Raw genomic sequence first — 22,319 nt, forward strand, 5'->3', positions numbered from 1 at the left:
TCAGCTCTACTAAATTTCAATAAAATGATTGTTTTAGACAATACTTGCATTTAGTTCATTAGTTTCTTCATATCAACTACTTACATTTATAGCATTGAGCTATTCTAATTAACTGCAATCGAAATCCACGTCAAACCTATATACATATATCTCATCAACTTGTTGTCTTATTAAAGTTTTTCGATGCCATCAATCGGTGTATCAACTGCTTTGCGCGCGCGACGTACCGCTTCTTCATCAGGTGCGTTGTATAAACAAATACATTTAGACATATCTTCACATACATATGTGCGTTTAAATTCAACTTCTGGCACTTCTTCATAATGAACAGAATTTTTCTTTTTACGTGCTAAATATTGATCCATCGTAATGCCTTCCGGAATGTTCCAAGTTACAAGGTAATCAACATGTGCATCACCATTTTTAACTTCATCTAAATCTTTACCAACTAAGCGTACTTCTTTGACTAATTGAATACTAATATCTGCTTCTGTTAAAAATTGTTTAGCTTCTGCTTCGTCATTTGCTTCCACAATAAAATAACCATGAGTTAAATTTTCAGTAGCTTGTACTTCAATTAATGTTGGAATTGTCTTCGTAGATAGTGATGCTGCCTTTGCTTCTAGTTCTTCTTTCGTTGATGCAAAATCAAGATTGTTAGCTTCTAATAAAAATAATGTCATTAATAAGACCTCCTATAACAATGGTTGAAAAAATATTACTATAATTCTTATCAGATTACAAGGATATTAAGCTATTTTTTTAAATATTTAGATAAAATTCTGTAAAATATATTTTCAAAGAGTATAAAAATAATGTTAGGGTATAAGTAAATAAACATATATATAGGGGGCTATCATTATGGATAAAGAATCTGTCGTAGCAAGTTTAGCAAGAAACAAAAAGATTGCTGTAGAAACAATGACCGGTCAAAGGTACATCATAGAACGCATTTTACATACAAATGATGAAAAACATATTCATATTTTGAAACCTAAAAATGTCGTGTTAGATGTAGATACCATCAAAGACATCGACGAAAATCATTTAGATGATGCAACATAAGTATAAAACGAAACGTGCGCCTATGACATAGATTAATGTTTTAGGCGCTACAATGTTTTATTTATGTTAATTTGTCGAAGTATGGCTCATCTAATGGATTCAATTGCAAGTTTTCAATTTGCAACGTTGAATGTGCAATGCCATATTTTTCTTTCAACAATGATGATACTTGATCAATCGCTTGATAATCATCACCCTCATATTTTTTATCTAACACAACATGGGCGCTTAATGAATAATGCTCTGTTGTAATACTCCACAAATGAAATTCATGTACATCTAATATGCCATCTATGTTTTTAATATCTGCCATAATTTGATCAGTATCCAAATGTTGAGGCACACTTTCCATTAAAATTAACCACGCATTACGCGTAATTTTATAACCACCACGTAAAATGATGAGTGAAATTACAATACTAATGATTGGGTCGATGATGCGCCATCCTGTAAAGTAAATCAATACAACTGCAACGATGACACCAATAGAGTTCAATAAGTCTCCCATGAAATGCCATAATGCACTTTGAATATTGATATTGTCTTCTTGTTTTAAAGACCTTACAAGGATAACAGTCAAAATAATATTGACGAGTAAACCAATACTAGCAATCATAAACATAATGCCACTTTCAATGGGTTGCGGATAAATAATACGTACAATAGCTTCATATAAAATCCAAATTGAAATCACAATTAATGCTAATCCATTTAAAAATGCCGCTAATATCTCAAATCTTAAATATCCGAATGTGTAGCGTGCAGTCGGCTTCTTACTAGCAAAATAAATTGCCAACATTGACAAACCGAGTGCTAATACATCACTAAGCATATGAAATGAGTCTGACAGCAATGCTAATGAATTAGATACTAAACCTCCAACAAATTCAATCACTGTAAATAATAGTGTGATGATAAGTGATGCCCATAGCGTCTTTTTAGAACTTTGTTGAATTTTTTGATGATCGACATGATGAAAATATTTGTATCTGTTTATCGTATTCGCCTTTTTCCCATTCATACGTTTGCCACTCCTAAATAAATGCGTCGTATTTAATATTGTCGCTTTTAAAAATAATTCTTTATAGCTTCTCAGATTAATATTAATGCTTCCGGAATTAACCATAATTTATACACCATCGTTCTTCTCATGACAACTCATTAATCTTTACCCTTTATACCTTTATGTAATATCACCTTGGAAAAAATTTTGCAGCACACTCGCTCTTTGCTTTAACCCTAGCATATAGAAATTTTTAATAATGTACGAGATTATTGTGTGAGTTACATAAAAATGACAAAAAAGTATCTCAAATTTATTGTTTAGTTTCATTAAGTTCAAAAAATCGCAATAACTTTTATGATTGTTCCACATATTAAAACAAACGATGACTTTGCATATTGAACTTCATATTTCTAAATCACCATAATTCATAAACAACTCTGTCCTTATAATAGCCGCATCGCAAATTAGCATAATTAAAAACAGCAGTAAGATGATTTGCAATTAAAAACCATCCTACTGCTATTATTTTAGTCATTATATCCTAATATCATGATACGTGTTCCTAAATATTTTGTTTCGCTTAAAATCTAAACAACTCCGTAAACATGCTAAGACTTACCGCTAGACTGCCTGCAAACACGCTTCAGAAACGATATTTATTCTAGTACAAACCTTTTAAAGCATTGCTTGTATCAATATAAATATTTTTAACTTGTTGATAGTTACTTAACGCACCTTTATAAGTTTCTCGACCGATACCTGATTTTTTATAACCACCAAATGGTGCGCCTTCTGGTACTTGGTTGTAAGTGTTAATCCAAATACGTCCTGTACGAACAGCTTTAGCAATATTTAATGCACGTGTGATATTTTGAGAAAATACGCCGCCTGCTAAACCATACTCTGAATCATTAGCTATATCAATTGCTTCTTGATCGTCCTTCACTTTAATCACTGTTAACACTGGTCCAAATATTTCTTCTTGCGCTAATTTGTGATGATTATCTGGCACAGCAATTAATGTCGGTTCAAAGAAGAATCCTTTATCTAACCCATTTTCAGTTAAACGATGACCGCCTGCTAAAATTTGTGCATCTGATTCTTTTGCTGCATCAATATATGATTGAATTTTATCTAATTGATCCTTACCAGTTTGACTACCCATTTGTGTAGCTTCATCTTGTGGATCTCCAACTTTAATATTTGAAAATGCCTCTTGTAAACGTGGCACCAATTGATCATAAATTTTTTCATGAACTAATAATCGAGAACCTGCACTACATACTTCACCTTGGTTGAATAAAATACCTAACTGAATGCCTTCAACTGCAAGGTCTAAATTAGCATCATCTAATATGATATTGGCGCTTTTACCACCAAGTTCTAATGTAGCGGGTACTAGATGTTTTGCTGCAGCTTCGGCAACTTGATAACCTACATCAGTTGAGCCCGTAAATGATAATTTATCTACACCATCATGATTGAAAATTGCATTACCTGATTCTGAACCTTTACCCGTTAGTATATTGACAACACCTTTAGGTAATACCTCTTGGAAAATTTTAGCAACTTCCAATAAACTTAATGGTGTTGAAGACGAAGGTTGAATCACAATTGTATTACCTGCAGCAATGGCTGGCGCAATCTTCCATGCAGCTAATAGCATTGGGAAGTTCCAAGCAACAACAGCACCTACGACGCCAATCGGCTCATGTCGTACGATACTCATTGTGTCTTTATCGATATCATTCACTGTACCTTCTTCTGTTTCAATAACACTTGCGAAATAATGGAAATGTCTTGCAGCAAATGGAATATCAATTGCTGTTGTCTCACGAATCGGTTTACCATTATTTAATGTTTCAATCATTGCAATTTTATCTTTTTGTGCCATTAATTTATCACAAATATCACGCAACATTTGTGCACGTTCTGATTTAGAAGTTAATGACCATGATTCAAATGCCTCTTGCGCCACTTCGACTGCATAATCGACATCTTTATCTTTTGCTCTTGTAATATGTGATAGTGTTTCTCCAGTTGCTGGATTAGTCACTTCGATTGTTTCGTCACTGCTACCTTTAACAAATTCCCCATTGATAAATAAACCATAATTCTCTGCTATATAATCTCGAACGTTTACTGCCATATTATCTCTCCTTTGTTTATTGGCTATAATATAAATCTCTTAGCATCATATTTAATAATGCTTTTAAACGATATGATTCACATTATATAGTAAGCGTTTACATTTTATAAAATAATCAGCTCACAGAAGTCTCATTTTTAAAACTTTTGCGTCGTTTTTGCACATAAAAATAATCTTATTTTCGAAAACATATTGCACTTTTCAAAAATAAAACACATAATATAACTATAATACTTGAGAATAATTCTCATTAAATAGTTTAGTTGTTATGAAAGCGCGCTTAAAACGCGTTAATGGGACAAGGATAATTCAACAACGTTTCATTTTACTGAGTCATTGCACTTATCATACACATTATATTTAGCATGAGTTATATTACTAAAATAATATTACATGCGCAATAGTACTAGAATGGAGTTTTTTCAATGCGACTTATTTTAATCGTCATTGGCTTAATATTTACAGCGCTTGGTATTGCAGGTGCCGTATTACCTTTACTGCCAACGACCCCTTTTTTACTCGTAGCAGTTTTTTGTTTTGCTCGAAGTTCAGATCGCTTTTACAATTGGCTTATTAATCAAAAAATTTATAAAGAATATGTAGAAAACTTTTATTTACATCGAGGCTACACGCTACAACAGAAAATTAAAATTTTAATTAGCTTATACATTGTAATAGGTTTTTCAATTTATATGGTGGATGTTCTTGCAGTCCGTGTAGGATTAATCATCATGGTTATCATACAGACCGCTGTACTCTTTACATTTGTAAAAACATTACCCAAATCAAATCATAAAATAGAGGAGTGATTGCCCATGTTTATGGCAGAAAATAGATTACAATTACAAAAAGGCAGTGCGGAAGAAACGATTGAACGTTTTTACAATAGACAAGGTATTGAAACTATTGAAGGCTTCCAACAAATGTTTGTCACTAAAACATTAAATACCGAGGATACAGACGAAGTTAAAATCTTAACTATTTGGGAATCTGAAGATAGCTTTAATAATTGGTTGAATTCCGATGTATTTAAAGAAGCTCATAAAAATGTACGTTTAAAAAGTGATGACGATGGACAGCAAAGTCCAATATTATCAAATAAAGTATTCAAATATGATATTGGCTACCACTATCAAAAATAAATATATTAAAAACCCCTAGTCACCGCTGGTTGTCTAAACCAACTTCATGATTAGGGGTTTTTTATTATTTGTGACGTAAAGGTATGAATTCATCCGGCTTGTCTGAGCGCAATCCAAAATAATATTCTATTGCTTCACAAATACGTTGTGATGCTTGTCCATCACCATATGGATTATTCGCTTGACTCATACGTTGATACGCTTCATCATCCTCAATCAATTGTTTCACATTTCGAACAATATTGTCATAATCTGTGCCAATTACTCTCGATGTTCCCGCCTCAACGCCTTCGGGACGCTCTGTATGATTCCTTAATACCAACACAGGTTTTCCAAATGTAGGAGCCTCCTCTTGAATACCACCAGAATCTGTCAGCACGAGGTACGATTGATTTGTAAAATTATGGAACTCAATCGCATCTAATGGCTCAATTAATTCAATCCGATTTCTCCCAGATAAATATTTTTCGGCAATCGCTCTTACCTTTGGATTACGATGCATTGGATAAATGAAGACAACATCTTTATATTCATCTGCCAAATCTCTTACTGCTTTAAAAATCTGATGCATCGGTTCCCCAATATTTTCACGACGATGCGCTGTTAGTAAAATAACTTTCTTGCCTTTATGTTTATTAATAATCGTTGAAACAAAATCATTTTGAACTGTTGTTGACAATGCGTCAATAACTGTATTTCCAGTAATAAAGATACTCTCTTTGTCTTTGTTTTCAAAAAGTAAATTTTTAGCTGCAATTACTGTTGGTGCAAAATTCAATTCAGCAATATTACTTACCATGACTCGATTTAACTCTTCAGGAAATGGCGAGTATTTCTGATGTGTTCGAAGTCCGGCTTCTACATGTCCGACCGGAATTTGATGATAAAATGCTGCCAAACTTCCTACAAAAGTCGTTGTAGTATCACCATGTACTAAAATCATATCCGGCTGTTCCTCATTAATGATGCTATCAAGTTTAGCAAGCGTATTCGCGGTAAGGTCCGCTAACGTTTGTTGATCTTGCATAATATTTAAATCATGATCAGCTTGAATATCAAATATACTTAACACACTATCTAACATATCTCTATGTTGTGCTGTAATCACAATGTTCGCTTCAAAGTTCCCATTATGATCAATTTCTTTTACTAATGGTGCCATTTTTATTGCTTCGGGTCTCGTACCGAAAATAACCATAATTTTTTTCATAACATTATCCTCTCTGAAGTTCAAACACATAACAGCTTATCTTTCCTTAATCATGTATGCCCTAGTTTGACACATTTTATTTGTCGATAAAATTAAATATATTGCCATAATTATAATACGATACATCTTCAAATGATGATTTCACAACATTTTTTGTATCAAAAATCACTTTATGCTTCATTTTATCAAAATGACTGTCCGATAAATTTTTAAATTCTGAGTGGTCACTTAAAATCAATACTAGCGATGCGTCTTTGACAGCATGTGACATATCATGTTCTACAAAATCTAATGCAACATGTGGATCATAAGCACATACTTCTATGTCTGGTTCTTGATTTAATAGCTCATAAATATCAAATGCTGGTGATTCTCTTATATCATCAACATCACCTTTATAAGTTAAACCAAATACTGTGACTTTATTCCCGCTCAACGCTTTAATGATTTGTTTCGTTGTATCAACAACATAGGCCGGCATTGAATTATTAATTTCACGTCCAGTTTGAATTAACTTTGCATTTTCAGGGTCTTTAGCAATAATAAAGTACGGATCAACAGCTAAACAATGACCGCCTACACCTGGACCAGGTTGATGGATATTAACACGCGGATGTTTGTTTGCCATTTCAATCACATCTAATACATTAATATTTAAGTTATTGCAAATTTTTGTTAATTCATTAGCTAAAGAAATGTTCACGTCTCTATATGTGTTTTCCATTAGCTTACTCATTTCAGCAGTACGTGCATCTGTTTCAATCATTTCTCCCTGAACGAATGTGCGATAGACACGTTTACCCGCTTCAATACAAGCTTTAGTCACACCGCCAATGATGCGATTGTTATGAACTAATTCTTCTAAAATTTTTCCTGGCAGTACACGTTCTGGACAATGTACTAAATAAATATCTTCACCTATTGTAAACCCTAAATTTTCAATGACCGGTTTTACAAAATCATCCATCGTTTTAGGCGCAATTGTCGACTCTACAATAATGGTATTTCCTTTTTCTAAAAATGGTAAAATACTATCTAATGCATGCATAACTAGCGAAATGTCACATGACCGGTACTGATCATCATTATTCGGCGTCGGAACGGCAATGATAAAAACATCAGATGCTTCTGGCGTTGTAGATACCTTCAATTTTCCCGATGACAGTACCTCTTCATAAACCTCTTGTAATCCAGGTTCTTCAATACTAATTTGACCACTTTGTAACTTATCAATCGTTTGCTGATTAATATCAACACCAAGCACATCGACGCCATGCTTTGCAAACATAATTGATGTTGGTAAACCAATATAACCTAAGCCAACTACTGTTAACTTCATACTATAACCTCCAAATAAAACGATTTGTATGTTGATTTTATTTAATAGATGACTTATGCCTTATCTTTGGTTGTCGTTTCATCCATGATGTCCGCAATAACAAGTGACATTTTTCCAGGAATAACTTCAAGTGCATTATTATTTTCATATAACGTATTGCTGTATATTAAATTGCCGAATAATTTTCTAAAGACCAACAACTTATTAAAATACTTATTTAGCATTGAAGGCATGTTGATCAATACCGTTTTATGATGTGATTGGCGACGTATTTCATACATTACTGACGATGTATCAAAGTAAAAACTATCTTGAGGATGATACACGCCTGTCACTTCTAATGATATTAATTGATCAATAAATGCTGTCAGATGTTTAATATATAATGCACTGCGCTGATTGTTAATATTTGGAATGATTGGCAATCGCTTTGACAATTGCATTAACCGTTGGAAATTTCCTGGGCAATGTGCACCATAAATCATTGGTGGTCTCACAATTGCTACTTTAAACGAATCACTAATCAACTCTTGTAATGCTTGTTCAGCGAACTTTTTGGAAATACCATAATTGGTCGTAGGGTTCATTGGTGTTTGTGTATCAATTTGATCTGATTTACCAACCTGACCTTCTTTTCCATAAACTGCCATAGTACTCATAAAAATAAATTGTTTAACGTCTTCAGCTTTAGCCTTTTGTGCCAATTGTTTCGTAAGCAACATATTCACTTGCATATAATCAGATAGCCTTGCTTGAGGTGAATTGTTGTGAACCAAAGCTGCTGTATGAATTAAAACATCATAATCTTTGAACGAGGTCGACTTCCATAATTGATTCCTAACATTAATTTGATCTACTTGATGTCCTTGTTCAATAAGCTTATCTTTTAAAGCATTACCGATATATCCATGTACGCCTGTAATTAAAATATTTTTTCTCATTAGTGATGCACACCTTCTGAAGTAACGATATTTTTAATTGTTTTATATATGATATACATATCAAGCATCATAGATTGATGTGTTAAGTAATAATGATCATACGCTACTTTTTGATCATCAGTAATATCATCTCTCCCCATCACTTGAGCTAGTCCTGTCACACCTGGTCTAATCGTATGCACGTTCGCTTTTGTACGTTTTTCGATTAATTCGTATTGATTATAAAGCGCTGGTCTAGGACCTACAATTGACATTTCTCCTTTTAAAACATTCAATAATTGTGGCAATTCATCAATAGAGGTCTTACGAATGACCTTCCCTGTCTTTGTTATATACGATGTTGAATCCATTAAATCAGTTGCAACATTAGGTGTGTCTATTTTCATTGATCTAAACTTATAAATATTAAACAATTCATTATTAATCGTCGGTCTTTTTTGTTTGAAAATGGCTGGTCCAGGTGATTCCATTTTAATTAGTAATGCTGTAATTAACAGAATCGGACTTAAAACTACTAAACCATATATTGAACTCACTACATCGAATAATCGCTTCATAATTATCTCCTCACTTCAACAGATTGTAATACTTCATAGTATTAATTTCTCTCGTATATTTATCTTTAAACAGTTGATGTGCGCGCTCACCCATCTCGTGCAATTCCTTACTCGAGTGAGTGTTGATGAAGTTATAAATGGCATGTGCATCGCCATTATCAATTTGGATACCCGCATCATATTGTTCAACATGTTGAACGATATCAGATTGCTTATCCATGATGAGTACCAACGGTTTCTTAGCTGCAAGGTAGCCATAATTCTTGCTCGGCACGCCTAAACCGACGCCTTCTTTAATCAGCGATGCAATACATACATCCGCAATTTTTAATACGTCAGCATAGTCTGTACCTGTTAAAAACTCAAACATTTTAACATTTTCAATACGATGGTCTTCTATTGCCGTTTTGACATCTGCAAATTTCTTACCATGACCACAAAGTATTGTTAACGTTTGAGGCTGATCCTTATTTAATTTTAAAAATGAGATAAGTGTCTCCATATCCTGTAACTGCCCCATATTACCGCTATACAATAAAATTTTGTCGTATTGCTCACGGTAAGCTTTAAATGTGTCATTATAGATACGATTGTCTTGTAATTGACGCATGTCATACCAGTTAGGAATCACATGGATATTGTCAGCATTTTTAGAAATTTGATGATTTAGTAAGTAGTTTTTCATTTCCGTACCAAGGACAATGACATTTTCAGCATTCTTGTAGACATGTCTATTAATGTAACGCATCAGCTTATCAATCATGCTACCTGGACGAGTTGCACCTGTCTTAATCGCATTATCAGGTGCTATATCATACACCACAAAAGAATATTTTTTCTTAAGCAGTCTGTGTAAAACGTCTGGTATTAATGGCAAGATTGGTGGATTAGAGTAAACAAGAATCTGATCATATTTCAACATTTTAGGTATATTAATCACGAATTTTGAAAATAAACTAAAGAAATTGATGATCCTTCCAACCTTACTTTTGTTATTAAACCTCGAATACTTGAGACGTCGAATGCGAATACCACGATGCATCTCGGTTTTAGAAACCTGTTTATGATTACTATATTCATATGGCCATCCACACATGACATCGACATTAATGTGATTCGCAATTAAATCTTCCGCCAATTGAGTTGGTAACGTCGCAGAAGATACATATTCCGGATAAAAATACTGACATAAAATCAAAATCTTTTTTTCACTCATCTAATCGACGTCCTTTTTATTAATGAATTTAGACTTTAAACCTATAATATTTAAAATCACATACTTAATAATGTTGCTGAACAGCGTTGTCCAAAAGAATCCATTTAGACCAAACGCAATTGTCATTAAAATAGTTATGAATATAAATGTAATCGTGTGAAACGTCATATAATTCGCTTGTAATGTTATTGATGCGTGTTTTGTATTTAAAGTTTGGATCATAATACTCACTGCATTGAATAAAACACCTATATTACCTAAAATAATAAACTTCGAATATAAACTTGAATCAATGTTATACAGTAAAGAGACAATAATTATTGTAATTGGATAACATATAATCATGACTAAACATAGGGCAGCTATAGCAAATAGATTAGTTTTCAAATATTGTTTCTTTATATTGTCACTTTCATTTACAGAAATATGTGAAAGCACTACATTATTAATCGGATACAGAAATGTAGCTAACATTTTCCCAATAAATGTTGAAAGAAATGATATAGTTACAGCTGTTCCACCTATAATTGGTAATAAGATTAATCTATCTAAGTAGAGATTCAAATTATTAAGGCTATTTGTACTCAGTAGCATCACATAATCTTTTACCACATTATTATCTTCACTTTGATACGCGCCTATAGTTAATCCCCGTAATTTAACCAATGTATATATCGTTGCAAACAATTCACTGGTAATAAAACAAACAATCCAGTTTTGGGTTAAATAATATAGAAGTAGTCCTATCAACAAACCTAAAAATTGAATAAGAGCAATATACAAAATCTGATTATATTTTAAAGTCATCCTAAAAAATACATTCAGATAAATCCTTAAGCACATTAAAATATTAAGTAGAATTAAAAAGATAATATCGATGGTGTTCAAATTAAAAAAGTAAAGAAATACAATAATTAAAGCTATACTCTCAATCAGAATTGAAATTAAAAGTATCAACACAAATTTCCAGTAGTAATGATTGGATTTGTATAGATTCATATTAATCAATCGTATATTGTTAAGCGTATTGCCTAATACAACACTCGTGATTGTTATTATTGTATAAATCGTTAAAATAGAACCAAACGCTTCATTACCTACTCGTTGATTAATAATTGGATAAGCTAAAAATTGTAATCCTAAAGCTATAAGCAACGTACCAATTATTGTCTTTACACTATCCATAATAAAAACTTTCTTAACCATGATGACGCCGTCCTTTTGTAATAAAATAGAACAACACAAACCAAAATTCACTTACAACTAAATAATTTGAACTAAACATTAATAATGTGATTGGATAGATTGCTATAAACATAACGAGTAAATCTATAGTGTTTGGATCATAGTTCCTAATCATTTTATAAACTAGTAGCAAAATGCAAATCATTATGATAAAAAACCCTAATAAGCCAAATGATAGAATCAACTCAATAATGATGTTATGTGGTATATTTCCGATTAGTTTATAATAGTTAAATGGCCCATAGCCTAATAACGGACTTTGTTGAATAAAGTAAATACCTTTTTCATAAATCGGTCCTCTTCCAGAAGTACCTTCTAAATTAAGTGTTCCACCTTGTAGATATGAAAATGTTCTAGTATTCGAACCTTTTGTAAAAAGAAAGTAAATCAATACACTAGATATGCTTAATGCAGAAATATACATAATGCTTTTTACTGCAATAGGTATTCCTCTTTTAAACGTAATAAGTATAAATGCAAATAAGCCGTAAAGAATTAATAAAATAGCACCTCCACGCCCTCCTGGTATAAACACAATAGGGATATCAATTATTGTAAATAGAACATATATCCACTTATGTTTCACTGAACCTTTCATAATGAAATAAATGCCTAATCCGGCAGTAAATGCTGAAAGGTACGAAGCGTTTTGATAGTTCATAAGTCCAAAATTGATATAGCTAGGTATCTCACCTGTAAGTTTTGGTATTAAAATTACAAAAATAAATGAAACAGAAAATATGAAAAATACTAATTTAAAAAATCTTTCTACCGTAGCCTTGTTTATATATTTAATATAAATACCACTAATTGCCGCTGGAACTGCCCATGTTAAAAAGAATAGAATATTATTTTTAGCTAGTTTCTCTTCCTTATCTGGTGAAAAATAATAAAAAGCTAGATAAAGCAAACATATAGCAATTAATAATATTAACCCTCGCGGAATTTCTTGCGTGACAATTATCTTATAAATAGCAAACACCGTAGTAATTAATGCTATACCAACCATGGTTGAGTAATACACCGGCTCTATAGGGAACCCTAATACTTCTTTAGTAAATGTAGAGATTACTATAAATATGTTCATGCTGATAATTGCACAAAGTACAAAAAATTTCATAGTTTACCTCTCTTTAAAATTTATATAATTTTACTAATCGTTCACTTTCTATTTGCCAATTCAAAATTTTAGACGCCTTAATTGCATTTTGACGTAAATGATTAAACAAATCGTGATTATCTCTTAATTTTCTAACCGCCTTTTCAATTTCTAACGGCGTAACTTCCTTTAGAACAATGCCAAATTTATATTTTTCATTGAGATAAATATGCTCTTTGACAGGAGATAAAATTACTGGTAAACCAGCATGTATACATTCAAAAATTTTATTAGATACTGTATATTCAAAATTAATAGATACAGGTTTCGTCAAGACAACACCAACATTACTTTCTGCTAACTTATCAACCAATTCTTTTACTTCAACTGGTTTATCCAACCTAATATTTTCCGGGTTATAACTAATCAGTTCTTTTATCACTTCTTCATGCGGACCAAACCCTCGAATTATGAATGAAGGGGCATTTTGTTTAAAAGCTGATGAAGCTATAATAAACTCTTCATATCCTCTGTCCATTACAATTTGACCTTGATATACGATTGATTTAAAGTTTTCGATTTCTTTAAATTCTCTGCTATCATTTAAAATAGGTGCATTCGTAATAACATTCGCTTCCTTCTTATATCCTTTAGATTGATAATATTCTTTTGCTGCATGACTTACTGTTACGAAGGCATTAACACGATGTTTTACAATGTGTTTTTCTATACTTTCTACAAACTTTGAAATAAGTGGAACTTTATTAATAAAGGCATTTTTCGCATATATTTCATGCGCATCATAAACAATATTAGCTTTTTTATAATTGCTTAAATAGACCATTAATAATACGTCGAAATCATTTGCATGTATCACGTCAGGTTTATAAGCTTTAATTTCTCGGATAACACCTGTTGCAAATCTTATACGCTTAATTAATTTAGAAAGAATATTTTTTGGATCTACCTTGCTACCTAACAAACGATAATTACAATCTAAATTTTCCAATCGCTTATTAGTAGCTTGTGAATTATTCATTCCAACAATTTTATAATCATTCGTAACGCCTTTAATTGTTTCTATTTGTTTAAGTACCCTTGGGTCTTGAACAATATTACTCGATACAATATTTAAAATTCTCATATCATTAAGTATCCTTTTTATTTAAATATTCAACCGAAAATCCTTTTAGTTTGTCAGGCGTTTTCTCCCACCACTTGCTTTCCAAAAGTTTTTCAATTGTTTTATTGTCAAATCGCTTCTTAATCACTTTTGCAGGAACCCCACCAACAACCTCATATGCTCCTACATTTTTAGTAACAACTGAGCCGGCTGCTATGACTGCACCAGTATTTATTGTTAATCCATCCATAATAATTACATTTGCACCAATCCACACATCATTTTTAATTGTTGTACGGCTTGGTTGGTCATTAAAGTCTATAAACTTTTGCTTTATGTTAAATGGATTATTATTAGAATAAAAAATCGGTGATGAGCTAAAAAAGTGTGTAGGATGTTTTCCTAACCCAATTTTTACATCCGAAGATATCGAACAATATCTTCCTACTTCTACATTATTAAAATCACTACCAAATCCAATATAACTGTATTCACCAATGTGAGAATTCCTGATTTTACACCATCTATCTATATAGTTATTGCCATCAAATTTTGAGTTTGTAATATACGCCAAGCGATGAATCTTAACATTCGATTCTTTAGAGGACTGGTTTTTCAGCAAACCAATTATCTTTTCAATCGCTATCCTCATCGTCATTTCCTCCAAGTATTTCGATTGATAATATCTTTATAGCTTTGAATAATTTTAACTACCTTTGTCGAAACATTAGTGTCTTTATAATCAATAGCATCAATCATCGGTTCGTTATTGTTTTGCATCTCTCTTGCTAGTTCAACGGATTGGATTAGATTGTTATAGGTAATACCACCTACAATAACCGTACCTTTATCTAGTACTTCCGGTCTTTCTGTGGAAGTTCGAATAAGGACACCAGGGAACTTCAAAATAGACGACTCTTCTGACAATGTTCCACTATCTGATAGCACAACAAATGCATCTTTTTGCAATGCATTATAATCAAAGAAACCAAATGGCTTTAACTGTTTAACTAGTGGATCAAATTCAAATTTACTTTCTTCAATTTTCTTCCAACTTCTTGGATGCGTTGAATAAATCACAGGCATTTTATACTTTTTGGCAATATCATTTATCGCATTCATTAATGATTTAAAATTCTTTTCATTATCGATATTCTCTTCTCTATGCGCAGATACTAAAATGTATTGTTGCGGTTCTAATCCTAGTTTATTTAAAACGTCACTGTGATTAATTTTATCTCGATGCGCTTCTATCACTTCTGTCATCGGTGATCCTGTCACAAAGATATTCGCTTTATTGAAGCCTTCATCTAATAGATAACGTCTGCTATGTTCCGTATAAGGTAGATTCACATCACTGACATGGTCAACAATTTTACGATTGATTTCTTCAGGTACATTCTGATCAAAGCATCTATTACCCGCTTCCATGTGGAATACAGGAATTTTTAATCGTTTAGCAGATACTGCTGCTAAACAACTATTTGTATCACCAAGAATTAAAAGTGCATCTGGTTGTTCGCGTAATAAAACGTCATATGTCTTCGCAATAATATTCCCCATCGTTTCTCCAAGGTTACTTCCAACTGCCTCTAAGTAGTGGTCCGGTTGTCTTAATTCCAAATCATCAAAGAAAATTTGATTCAATGTATAATCATAATTTTGACCAGTGTGTACTAATATCTGATTAAAATATTGATCACATGCTTTAATCGTTGATGATAAACGAATGATTTCAGGCCTTGTACCAACTATTGTCATTAATTTCAGTTTTTCCATGCGCTATACCTCCAAGAAATACGTATCTGGCTGATTTGGATCAAACATTTCATTCACCCACATAATAGTTACCATATCTGTGTCGCCTAAATTTTCAATATTATGTGTGTATCCTACTGGTATGTCTACAACTTCTAATTTGTCGCCAGAAACGTAATATTCAATGATTTCATCATCATTAACATGTCTAAAACGAATTACCCCTTTACCTGATACGACTAGAAATTTTTCGTTTTTAGTATGATGCCAGTGATTACCTTTAGTAATACCTGGTTTAGAAATATTTACAGAAACTTGACCACGATCCGGTGTTTTTATAAATTCTGTAAAAGAACCCCTATCATCCACATTCATAAGTAAGGGATAACTAAAGTCTGTACTAGGTAGATAGCTTAAATACGTACTATACAAATCTTTTTCAAACAAGTTATCTAATTTCGGCAATGTTCGATCGAGACGTGACTGTTTGAACTTGTATAATAAATCTACAATTTCTCCCAATGTCACTTTAAATACGTTTGGTACTGTAGGTACACCATTTTCAATCGTTGGAGTTCCTTCAATAGCACGTTTTATTTCAGCGACGATATCATCCACGTAGTTTAGCGTCAGTTCAACATTCCGATCATTAACTTGAATCTCTTCGTTACGTGCAATTTTGTAACAAAATGTTGCAATCACTGAGTTATAATTCGGCTTACACCACTTACCGAATAAATTTGGCCATCGATAAATATAAACCGTATTGCCATACTCTTCGGAATACTCTCTTAATAGCTGTTCCCCTTGCAACTTACTCTCACCATAAGGATTATCTTGTGTTGCTTGTATTGAAGACGATAATAATATCGCCGGCTTTTTCTTATTTCTAGTTAATATATCAAGTACATGATCTAAATAACTCACGTTTCCTAAGCTGAATTCTTTGTCGTGTTCAGGTCGATTAACACCTGCTAAATGCACGACAAAGTCTGCTTTCAACAACGCTGACTCTAATTCTTCCTCTTTAGTTTGTCGATGTACTTCGAAAATATGATAATCTGTCGTTGATGTTAAATCTGCTTTCAAGTTTTTTCCTACAAAACCCTTTGCTCCTGTAATTACAATATTCAACGTCAATCTCTCCTATCTCATTGAAGCTTTATAATCGTTCAATTCGTTTCTAACATATTCTAGTGTTAAAAGTTTTTCTTTTATCTCTTCCACCGTTAAAATATGTGTATTATCGGAGTTATATTCATAAGATTGCGTAATCTTTTCGTTACCGGTTTCAACATAATTACTATAATTTAAATCTCTGGAGTCTGCCGGCACTCTAAAATAATCACCCATATCTTCACATTGTGCGTATTCTTCTCTCGTCAACAATGTTTCTGCTTTTTTCTCTCCATGTCGCGTACCAATGATTTCAATTGCATTATCAGCTTCAAACAATTCTAATAATGCGGTCGCAAGATCCCCTACTGTTGAGCTTGGTGCTTTTTGAACCATGATATCGCCTGTCTCTGCATGCTTAAATGCATGAACAACTAGTTCCACGGCATCTTCTAAACTCATTAAAAATCTTGTCATATCAGGATCTGTAATCGTTAAAGGTTCTCCAGCTTTGATTTTGTCGATAAACAAAGGAATTACTGATCCTCTTGAAGCCATCACATTACCGTATCTTGTACCACAAATAAGCGTTTGTTCACTACGAATATTTCTTGATTTGGCTATGAATACTTTTTCCATCATTGCTTTCGAAATACCCATAGCATTAATAGGATACGCTGCCTTATCTGTAGATAAACATATGACTTTTTTAACATTTTGATGAATAGCACTTTGTAAGACATTTTCTGTACCAATAATATTTGTCTTCACTGCCTCAACTGGAAAGAATTCACATGACGGCACTTGTTTTAAAGCTGCTGCATGGAATACGTAATCAACATCTCGCATTGCTGTTTCTACACTTTGACTATCACGCACATCACCAATGTAGAACTTTAATTTTGAATTATTATATTTTTTTCGAATGTCATCTTGTTTTTTCTCATCGCGTGAAAAAATACGAATTTCTTTAATATTAGAATCTAAAAACCGTTTCATAACAGCATTACCGAATGATCCTGTGCCCCCAGTAATTAATAAAATTTTGTCATCGAACATAATTATCTCCCTTTTTGCCATTGGCATAGTTAATAATTTTTTCTTTACTAAAGTCATTGACGATGTCTTGAATAATGGCTTCAACTTCATTACATTTCATATGTTGTACTTTGCCACGATAAATTTTTTCAAATACTTGTTCAGGATGAACTTCATCTTTATTCATAAGCTCTTCAAACATTTTTTCGCCGGATCTAATCCCTGTATAAGTAATGCGTATGTCGTCTTCTTTTTTACCACTTAGCTTAATTAAATTACGTGCCAAATCTACAATTTTCACTGGTTCTCCCATATCTAGCACAAATACTTCGCCACCTTCTGCTAATGCCCCTGCCTGCAAAACTAGTCTAGAAGCTTCAGGAATTGTCATAAAGTAACGTGTCATTTCAGGATGTGTCACAGTAACTGGCCCACCTTCTTCAATTTGACTTTTGAAAAGTGGAATCACAGACCCTCTCGATCCAAGTACATTACCAAATCTCACTGCAACAAAATTTGTTTGATGTGTTTCATCATTTAAACTTTGAATAATCATTTCTGCAATTCGCTTTGAAGCTCCCATGACATTAGGCGGATTAACGGCTTTATCCGTCGAAATCATAACGAATTTCTTTACCTCTGCATTTTTAGCAGCTTCAGCAGTATTTTTCGTACCTAAAATATTATTACGTACTGCTTCTTCAGGGTTGTCTTCCATTAACGGCACGTGCTTGTGTGCTGCTGCATGATAAACTGCGTATGGTTTATACATTTCCAAAATTTCAAACATACGCGCTCTATTTTGCACATCCGCTATAATAGGAACGATATCAACATTTTTTCCGAAGCGATTTCGCAATTCACGATTGATTAAATAAATACTGTTTTCACCATGGCCAAGTAGAATAATACGTTCTGGATAGAAATTACAAACTTGTCTACAAATTTCTGATCCTATTGAACCACCTGCACCCGTAACTAAAATAGTTTTATTCGTCAATTCATTTGATATCATATCCATATCTAATTCAACAGGATCTCTGCCTAGTAAATCTTCTACTTCAACTTTTTTAAGTTGGTTCACTTCTAACTCACCAGACATGACGTCTTCTATATTTGGCATTTTCAATAACTCAACGCCATCCATATGGCAAATATTATTAATTTCTTTCAAACGCTCTTGACCAATAGTTGGAATTGCAATGATGATTTTTTTAATCTTATATTTCCTCACTAGTTCTGGAATATCCGCAATTTCACCTTGGACTTTTACACCCTCAGTAATTGTGATATTGCGTTTATGTTCGTCATCATCGACTGCTAATACCGGTTCAAGTTTCATTTCGTCACTTTTCAACATTTGTCTAATCAGCATTGAACCTGCTTGGCCAGCACCAACAACTAAAGTTGGCTTCTTATTAAATGACTTACCTCCAAGGTATTTCCGATAAATACGCCAAAATAACCTTGAGCCACCTATTAAAATCAAGTGCATCATCCAAGTAATTAAATACAATCTAAAAAACGGTCTATTGCCTGTAACAATTGTCACGACCACCATCGTAATAACGATAGATGTCGTCACAGCTTTAACAATTAAAATCAATTCACTCACACTGGCATATTCCCACGCTCGATGATACATATTAAAAATAAATGCTGAAATATGATGCGATATGAATAGTGATATAGCTGCCAATATTAATAATTTGACAGAATATGTTTTGAAATACGGTTCTAAAATGTAATAACTTACGAATACTGAAAATGTCACTATCAGTGAATCGATTAATGCTAGTATTAAAAGCCGCAATTTCACAGATAAATGTGCCATAAAACCCCTCATTTGCTGTTTATAACCCAAACCATCTTTTCTGTTTATAATCTTGTTGTGGCATTCGTTTAGGAATTTTTTTATCATCAACAACTAACTTCGCATTACTAATAAATCCGTTCATATCTTCATAATAATCACGTAATTTCTTATCATTAAATAAGTCTTTCATTAAGAACGGTCTGATTTCTGTGTTATGCGCATCTGAACCGATGAAATGTGTCAGATTGTTTTCAATCATTTGAATTGCTAATTTTCTAATTTTTTTACCGGAAATACCCGCTAATGACGCCGTTGTCACTTGACTTAAAGCACCTTTGTTAATTAAATCGTATAGTATGTCAAGGTTTTGACTTATTGCTTTATTCCGCTCTGGATGTGCAATAATCGGTACAAAGCCTTTACTTTGTAATTCGAAAAATAATTGATCAGTATAGTGTGGAACTTCATTTGATGGAAATTCTATTAGTAAATAGCGTGAATCATTAATACCGGTAATAACTTTTCGATCAATATCATTAAGGATTTGATCGGTAATTCTTATTTCCTGACCATAATAAAACTTTAGATTCAGTGCTTGTACTTCCTCTAAGCTTTCAATATGGTTTAAACATGATTTCACTTTTTCTATAGGTGTGGTATATCGAGGATGTAAGTGATGTGATGTTACAATGATTTCTGTAACACCTTGTGTTGTCGCTTGTTTTAAAAGATCTAGCATCTCTGTTTCATTTGTCGGACCGTCATCGATATTAGGCAATATATGATTATGAATATCAATCATACTTATTCATCTCCATAATAGTGATAATAACTAGAAGATTTATCTACTTTTGCCTTATTTAAAATGACGCCCAGAATGTTACTGCCTGCTTTTTCCATAAGTATTTTAGCTTTTTTAACTTCATTTTTATCATTTTTTTCACTATCAATGACTAACAGACTATCTTTAATAGCACGCGCATATAGTTGTGCATCAGTCACGGTATTAACTGGCGGTGTATCGACAATAATAATGTCGTAACGTTTATTGAAAAGATCAACTAACTCTTTAAATCTTTCAGAACCAATTAATTCTGTTGGATTAGGAGGTACAGGACCAGCTGTTAGTAAATCTAAATTATCAATTTCTGTCGTCGTAATAGCTTCTGACATAGTCGTTCTACCAATGATTAAATTCGATAATCCATTATTATTTTGTTCATTAAAAATATAGTTTTGTGTTGGCTTACGCATATCCCCATCGATAATTAACGTTTTATAACCTGCTTGTGCATACGTAATCGCTACATTGGATACGACTGTACTTTTACCTGCACCAGGTTTTTCAGAAGTAACTAATAAGCGCTTTACTTCGCCATTTGCTTTTGAAAACATGATGTTTGAACGTATACCCCGAAACTTTTCACTAATTGTTGATTTTGGTTTTTCATACACAAATAGTGTTGTTGTCGTATTTTCCTTTTTTGACATAAGTAGCAACCATCCTTAATTAAATTTTTGAATTGAACCCAATACAGGCAATCCTAATTCTTTCTCTACATCTTCTTCATCTTTAATTCGCTTATCGAAAATTACTTTGAAGAAGATATATATAAGCGCGACAACTAATCCTAAAAAGAATGCACCGATTAGATTCACTACAGTTTTTGGCGCGACTTTAACTGCTGTACCGTCTGCTTTAGATAAAATTGATACGTTATCTACACTCATAATCTTCGGAATTTGTTTACTTGTCACTTTGGCAAAGCTATTCGCAATTTTTTCCGAATCTTCCTTATGACCACTTTTAACTTGGATGTTGATAAGTTGTGTATTTTCTTGATTCGTAATTGTCAACATGCTCGACAATTTAGATGGTGAATACTTATCATTTAAGTCCTTTGACACTTCATCTAAAATTCTAGGACTTTTAACAATTTCTTTATACGTATTTACAAGTTGAATATTACTTTGAACCTCTTGTGCCATAAACTGAGGATTGTCACCCTTAGTTTGATTCACTAAGATTTGAGTATTAGCTTGATATTTAGGTGATAAGACGAAAAATGTAACAATAGCGCTAATTATTAAAAATAATAGCGGTAAAATAATTAAAATTTTCAAGTTTTTTTGTAATACTTCTTTAATTTTTGTTAATTCTAATGTACTTTCCATTATTTACCTCCCTTAAAAATTTTCATTAAAATTGGTATTATATATATAGTATTTACATATTACATACCATTTAAACAATTAATTACTTTTAAATCGCATTATTTACGCATATTCATTTATATGAAATTAAAAATAATTATACTCTAAAGTAGTAATAGTTTGTGAAATGAGTATCAATCTTAATATTTTCTTTATTTAATCAAAACCACCCGTGTGAACGGGTGGTTTGTTCTGCGGCTATAAGCCTTCCTTACTGGCCAGCCCTAAAAGGGCACTGACAAGTCAGCCAACTGCACTACTATTCCAGCAACCCTAAAGGGTTAC

General features: G+C 32.6%; 22 protein-coding genes. 3 read left to right on the top strand and 19 right to left on the bottom strand.

Features of this window, described 5'->3' with window-relative positions; all coding sequences use genetic code 11:
* Window positions 1-170: 170 nt before the first annotated feature.
* The gene (locus tag IDG65_RS10420) at window positions 171-683 is read right to left on the bottom strand and encodes a DUF4242 domain-containing protein (protein WP_000171919.1); all 513 of its coding nucleotides are present in this window, start codon (window positions 681-683) and stop codon (window positions 171-173) included.
* 178 nt (window positions 684-861) lie between these two features.
* On the opposite strand from IDG65_RS10420, the gene IDG65_RS10425 reads away from it, so the two are divergent.
* Window positions 862-1,065 (top strand): hypothetical protein, encoded by a 204-nt coding sequence (locus IDG65_RS10425; RefSeq protein ID WP_052997581.1) that lies wholly within the window; start codon window positions 862-864, stop codon window positions 1,063-1,065.
* 61 nt (window positions 1,066-1,126) lie between these two features.
* Here IDG65_RS10425 and IDG65_RS10430 read toward each other — a convergent pair whose 3' ends face one another.
* Both IDG65_RS10430 and IDG65_RS10435 read right to left on the bottom strand, forming a co-directional pair.
* Complete coding sequence (locus IDG65_RS10430) at window positions 1,127-2,086, bottom strand: cation diffusion facilitator family transporter (protein WP_001013475.1); 960 nt, start codon at window positions 2,084-2,086, stop codon at window positions 1,127-1,129.
* 646 nt (window positions 2,087-2,732) lie between these two features.
* Window positions 2,733-4,220, bottom strand: coding sequence for an aldehyde dehydrogenase family protein (locus IDG65_RS10435; RefSeq protein ID WP_000290404.1), 1,488 nt, complete (start codon window positions 4,218-4,220; stop codon window positions 2,733-2,735).
* Window positions 4,221-4,645: 425 nt separating this feature from the next.
* Between IDG65_RS10435 and IDG65_RS10440 the strand changes: the two genes are divergently transcribed.
* Both IDG65_RS10440 and isdI read left to right on the top strand, forming a co-directional pair.
* The gene (locus tag IDG65_RS10440) at window positions 4,646-5,029 is read left to right on the top strand and encodes a YbaN family protein (protein ID WP_001237004.1); all 384 of its coding nucleotides are present in this window, start codon (window positions 4,646-4,648) and stop codon (window positions 5,027-5,029) included.
* Between the two features lie 6 nt (window positions 5,030-5,035).
* Window positions 5,036-5,362, top strand: a complete 327-nt coding sequence (gene isdI / locus IDG65_RS10445) for a staphylobilin-forming heme oxygenase IsdI (RefSeq protein ID WP_000480603.1) — start codon at window positions 5,036-5,038, stop codon at window positions 5,360-5,362.
* A gap of 64 nt (window positions 5,363-5,426) precedes the next feature.
* Here isdI and cap8P read toward each other — a convergent pair whose 3' ends face one another.
* The 16 genes from cap8P to capA form a co-directional block, all read right to left on the bottom strand.
* On the bottom strand, window positions 5,427-6,572 hold the full coding sequence (gene cap8P, locus IDG65_RS10450) for a type 8 capsular polysaccharide synthesis protein Cap8P (protein WP_000723440.1): 1,146 nt from the start codon (window positions 6,570-6,572) through the stop codon (window positions 5,427-5,429).
* A gap of 76 nt (window positions 6,573-6,648) precedes the next feature.
* Window positions 6,649-7,911 carry a type 8 capsular polysaccharide synthesis protein Cap8O gene (gene cap8O / locus IDG65_RS10455; protein ID WP_000779499.1) on the bottom strand — a complete coding sequence of 421 codons (1,263 nt, stop codon included), beginning with the start codon at window positions 7,909-7,911 and terminating at the stop codon, window positions 6,649-6,651.
* A gap of 53 nt (window positions 7,912-7,964) precedes the next feature.
* Window positions 7,965-8,852, bottom strand: coding sequence for a capsular polysaccharide type 5/8 biosynthesis epimerase CapN (gene capN, locus IDG65_RS10460; RefSeq protein ID WP_001230675.1), 888 nt, complete (start codon window positions 8,850-8,852; stop codon window positions 7,965-7,967).
* On the bottom strand, window positions 8,852-9,409 hold the full coding sequence (cap8M, locus tag IDG65_RS10465; protein WP_000825098.1) for a type 8 capsular polysaccharide synthesis protein Cap8M: 558 nt from the start codon (window positions 9,407-9,409) through the stop codon (window positions 8,852-8,854). The genes capN and cap8M overlap by 1 nt, the downstream gene beginning before the upstream one ends.
* A gap of 10 nt (window positions 9,410-9,419) precedes the next feature.
* The gene (gene cap8L, locus IDG65_RS10470) at window positions 9,420-10,625 is read right to left on the bottom strand and encodes a type 8 capsular polysaccharide synthesis protein Cap8L (RefSeq protein WP_001291020.1); all 1,206 of its coding nucleotides are present in this window, start codon (window positions 10,623-10,625) and stop codon (window positions 9,420-9,422) included.
* Window positions 10,626-11,831 (bottom strand): capsular polysaccharide biosynthesis protein, encoded by a 1,206-nt coding sequence (locus IDG65_RS10475; protein WP_000239645.1) that lies wholly within the window; start codon window positions 11,829-11,831, stop codon window positions 10,626-10,628.
* Complete coding sequence (locus tag IDG65_RS10480; protein WP_000668182.1) at window positions 11,824-12,990, bottom strand: O-antigen ligase family protein; 1,167 nt, start codon at window positions 12,988-12,990, stop codon at window positions 11,824-11,826. Before IDG65_RS10480 ends, IDG65_RS10475 begins: the two co-directional genes overlap by 8 nt.
* A 13-nt stretch (window positions 12,991-13,003) precedes the next feature.
* Window positions 13,004-14,113, bottom strand: coding sequence for a glycosyltransferase (locus tag IDG65_RS10485; protein WP_001221645.1), 1,110 nt, complete (start codon window positions 14,111-14,113; stop codon window positions 13,004-13,006).
* A gap of 4 nt (window positions 14,114-14,117) precedes the next feature.
* The gene (locus tag IDG65_RS10490; protein ID WP_001216898.1) at window positions 14,118-14,744 is read right to left on the bottom strand and encodes a CatB-related O-acetyltransferase; all 627 of its coding nucleotides are present in this window, start codon (window positions 14,742-14,744) and stop codon (window positions 14,118-14,120) included.
* A gap of 2 nt (window positions 14,745-14,746) precedes the next feature.
* Window positions 14,747-15,871 carry a type 8 capsular polysaccharide synthesis protein Cap8G gene (cap8G, locus tag IDG65_RS10495; RefSeq protein ID WP_000413171.1) on the bottom strand — a complete coding sequence of 375 codons (1,125 nt, stop codon included), beginning with the start codon at window positions 15,869-15,871 and terminating at the stop codon, window positions 14,747-14,749.
* Between the two features lie 3 nt (window positions 15,872-15,874).
* A complete protein-coding gene (gene cap8F / locus IDG65_RS10500) occupies window positions 15,875-16,984 on the bottom strand; it encodes a type 8 capsular polysaccharide synthesis protein Cap8F (RefSeq protein ID WP_001028298.1) in 1,110 nt (369 codons plus the stop codon).
* A gap of 12 nt (window positions 16,985-16,996) precedes the next feature.
* Window positions 16,997-18,025: a type 8 capsular polysaccharide synthesis protein Cap8E gene (gene cap8E / locus IDG65_RS10505; protein WP_000459060.1), complete on the bottom strand. Its 1,029-nt coding sequence runs from the start codon at window positions 18,023-18,025 to the stop codon at window positions 16,997-16,999.
* On the bottom strand, window positions 18,015-19,838 hold the full coding sequence (gene cap8D / locus IDG65_RS10510) for a type 8 capsular polysaccharide synthesis protein Cap8D (protein ID WP_000940774.1): 1,824 nt from the start codon (window positions 19,836-19,838) through the stop codon (window positions 18,015-18,017). The genes cap8E and cap8D overlap by 11 nt, the downstream gene beginning before the upstream one ends.
* A 19-nt stretch (window positions 19,839-19,857) precedes the next feature.
* Window positions 19,858-20,622, bottom strand: a complete 765-nt coding sequence (gene cap8C, locus IDG65_RS10515) for a type 8 capsular polysaccharide synthesis protein Cap8C (protein ID WP_000565293.1) — start codon at window positions 20,620-20,622, stop codon at window positions 19,858-19,860.
* 2 nt (window positions 20,623-20,624) lie between these two features.
* Window positions 20,625-21,311 carry a type 8 capsular polysaccharide synthesis protein Cap8B gene (gene cap8B, locus IDG65_RS10520; RefSeq protein ID WP_000037319.1) on the bottom strand — a complete coding sequence of 229 codons (687 nt, stop codon included), beginning with the start codon at window positions 21,309-21,311 and terminating at the stop codon, window positions 20,625-20,627.
* Between the two features lie 15 nt (window positions 21,312-21,326).
* Entirely contained in the window at window positions 21,327-21,995 is a 669-nt protein-coding gene (capA, locus tag IDG65_RS10525; protein ID WP_000446297.1) for a capsular polysaccharide type 5/8 biosynthesis protein CapA, read from the bottom strand.
* Between the last annotated feature and the right edge of the window lie 324 nt (window positions 21,996-22,319).

Origin of the sequence: Staphylococcus sp. EG-SA-17 (assembly GCF_017151845.1) — a bacterium.
GTDB classification, from domain to species: domain Bacteria; phylum Bacillota; class Bacilli; order Staphylococcales; family Staphylococcaceae; genus Staphylococcus; species Staphylococcus aureus.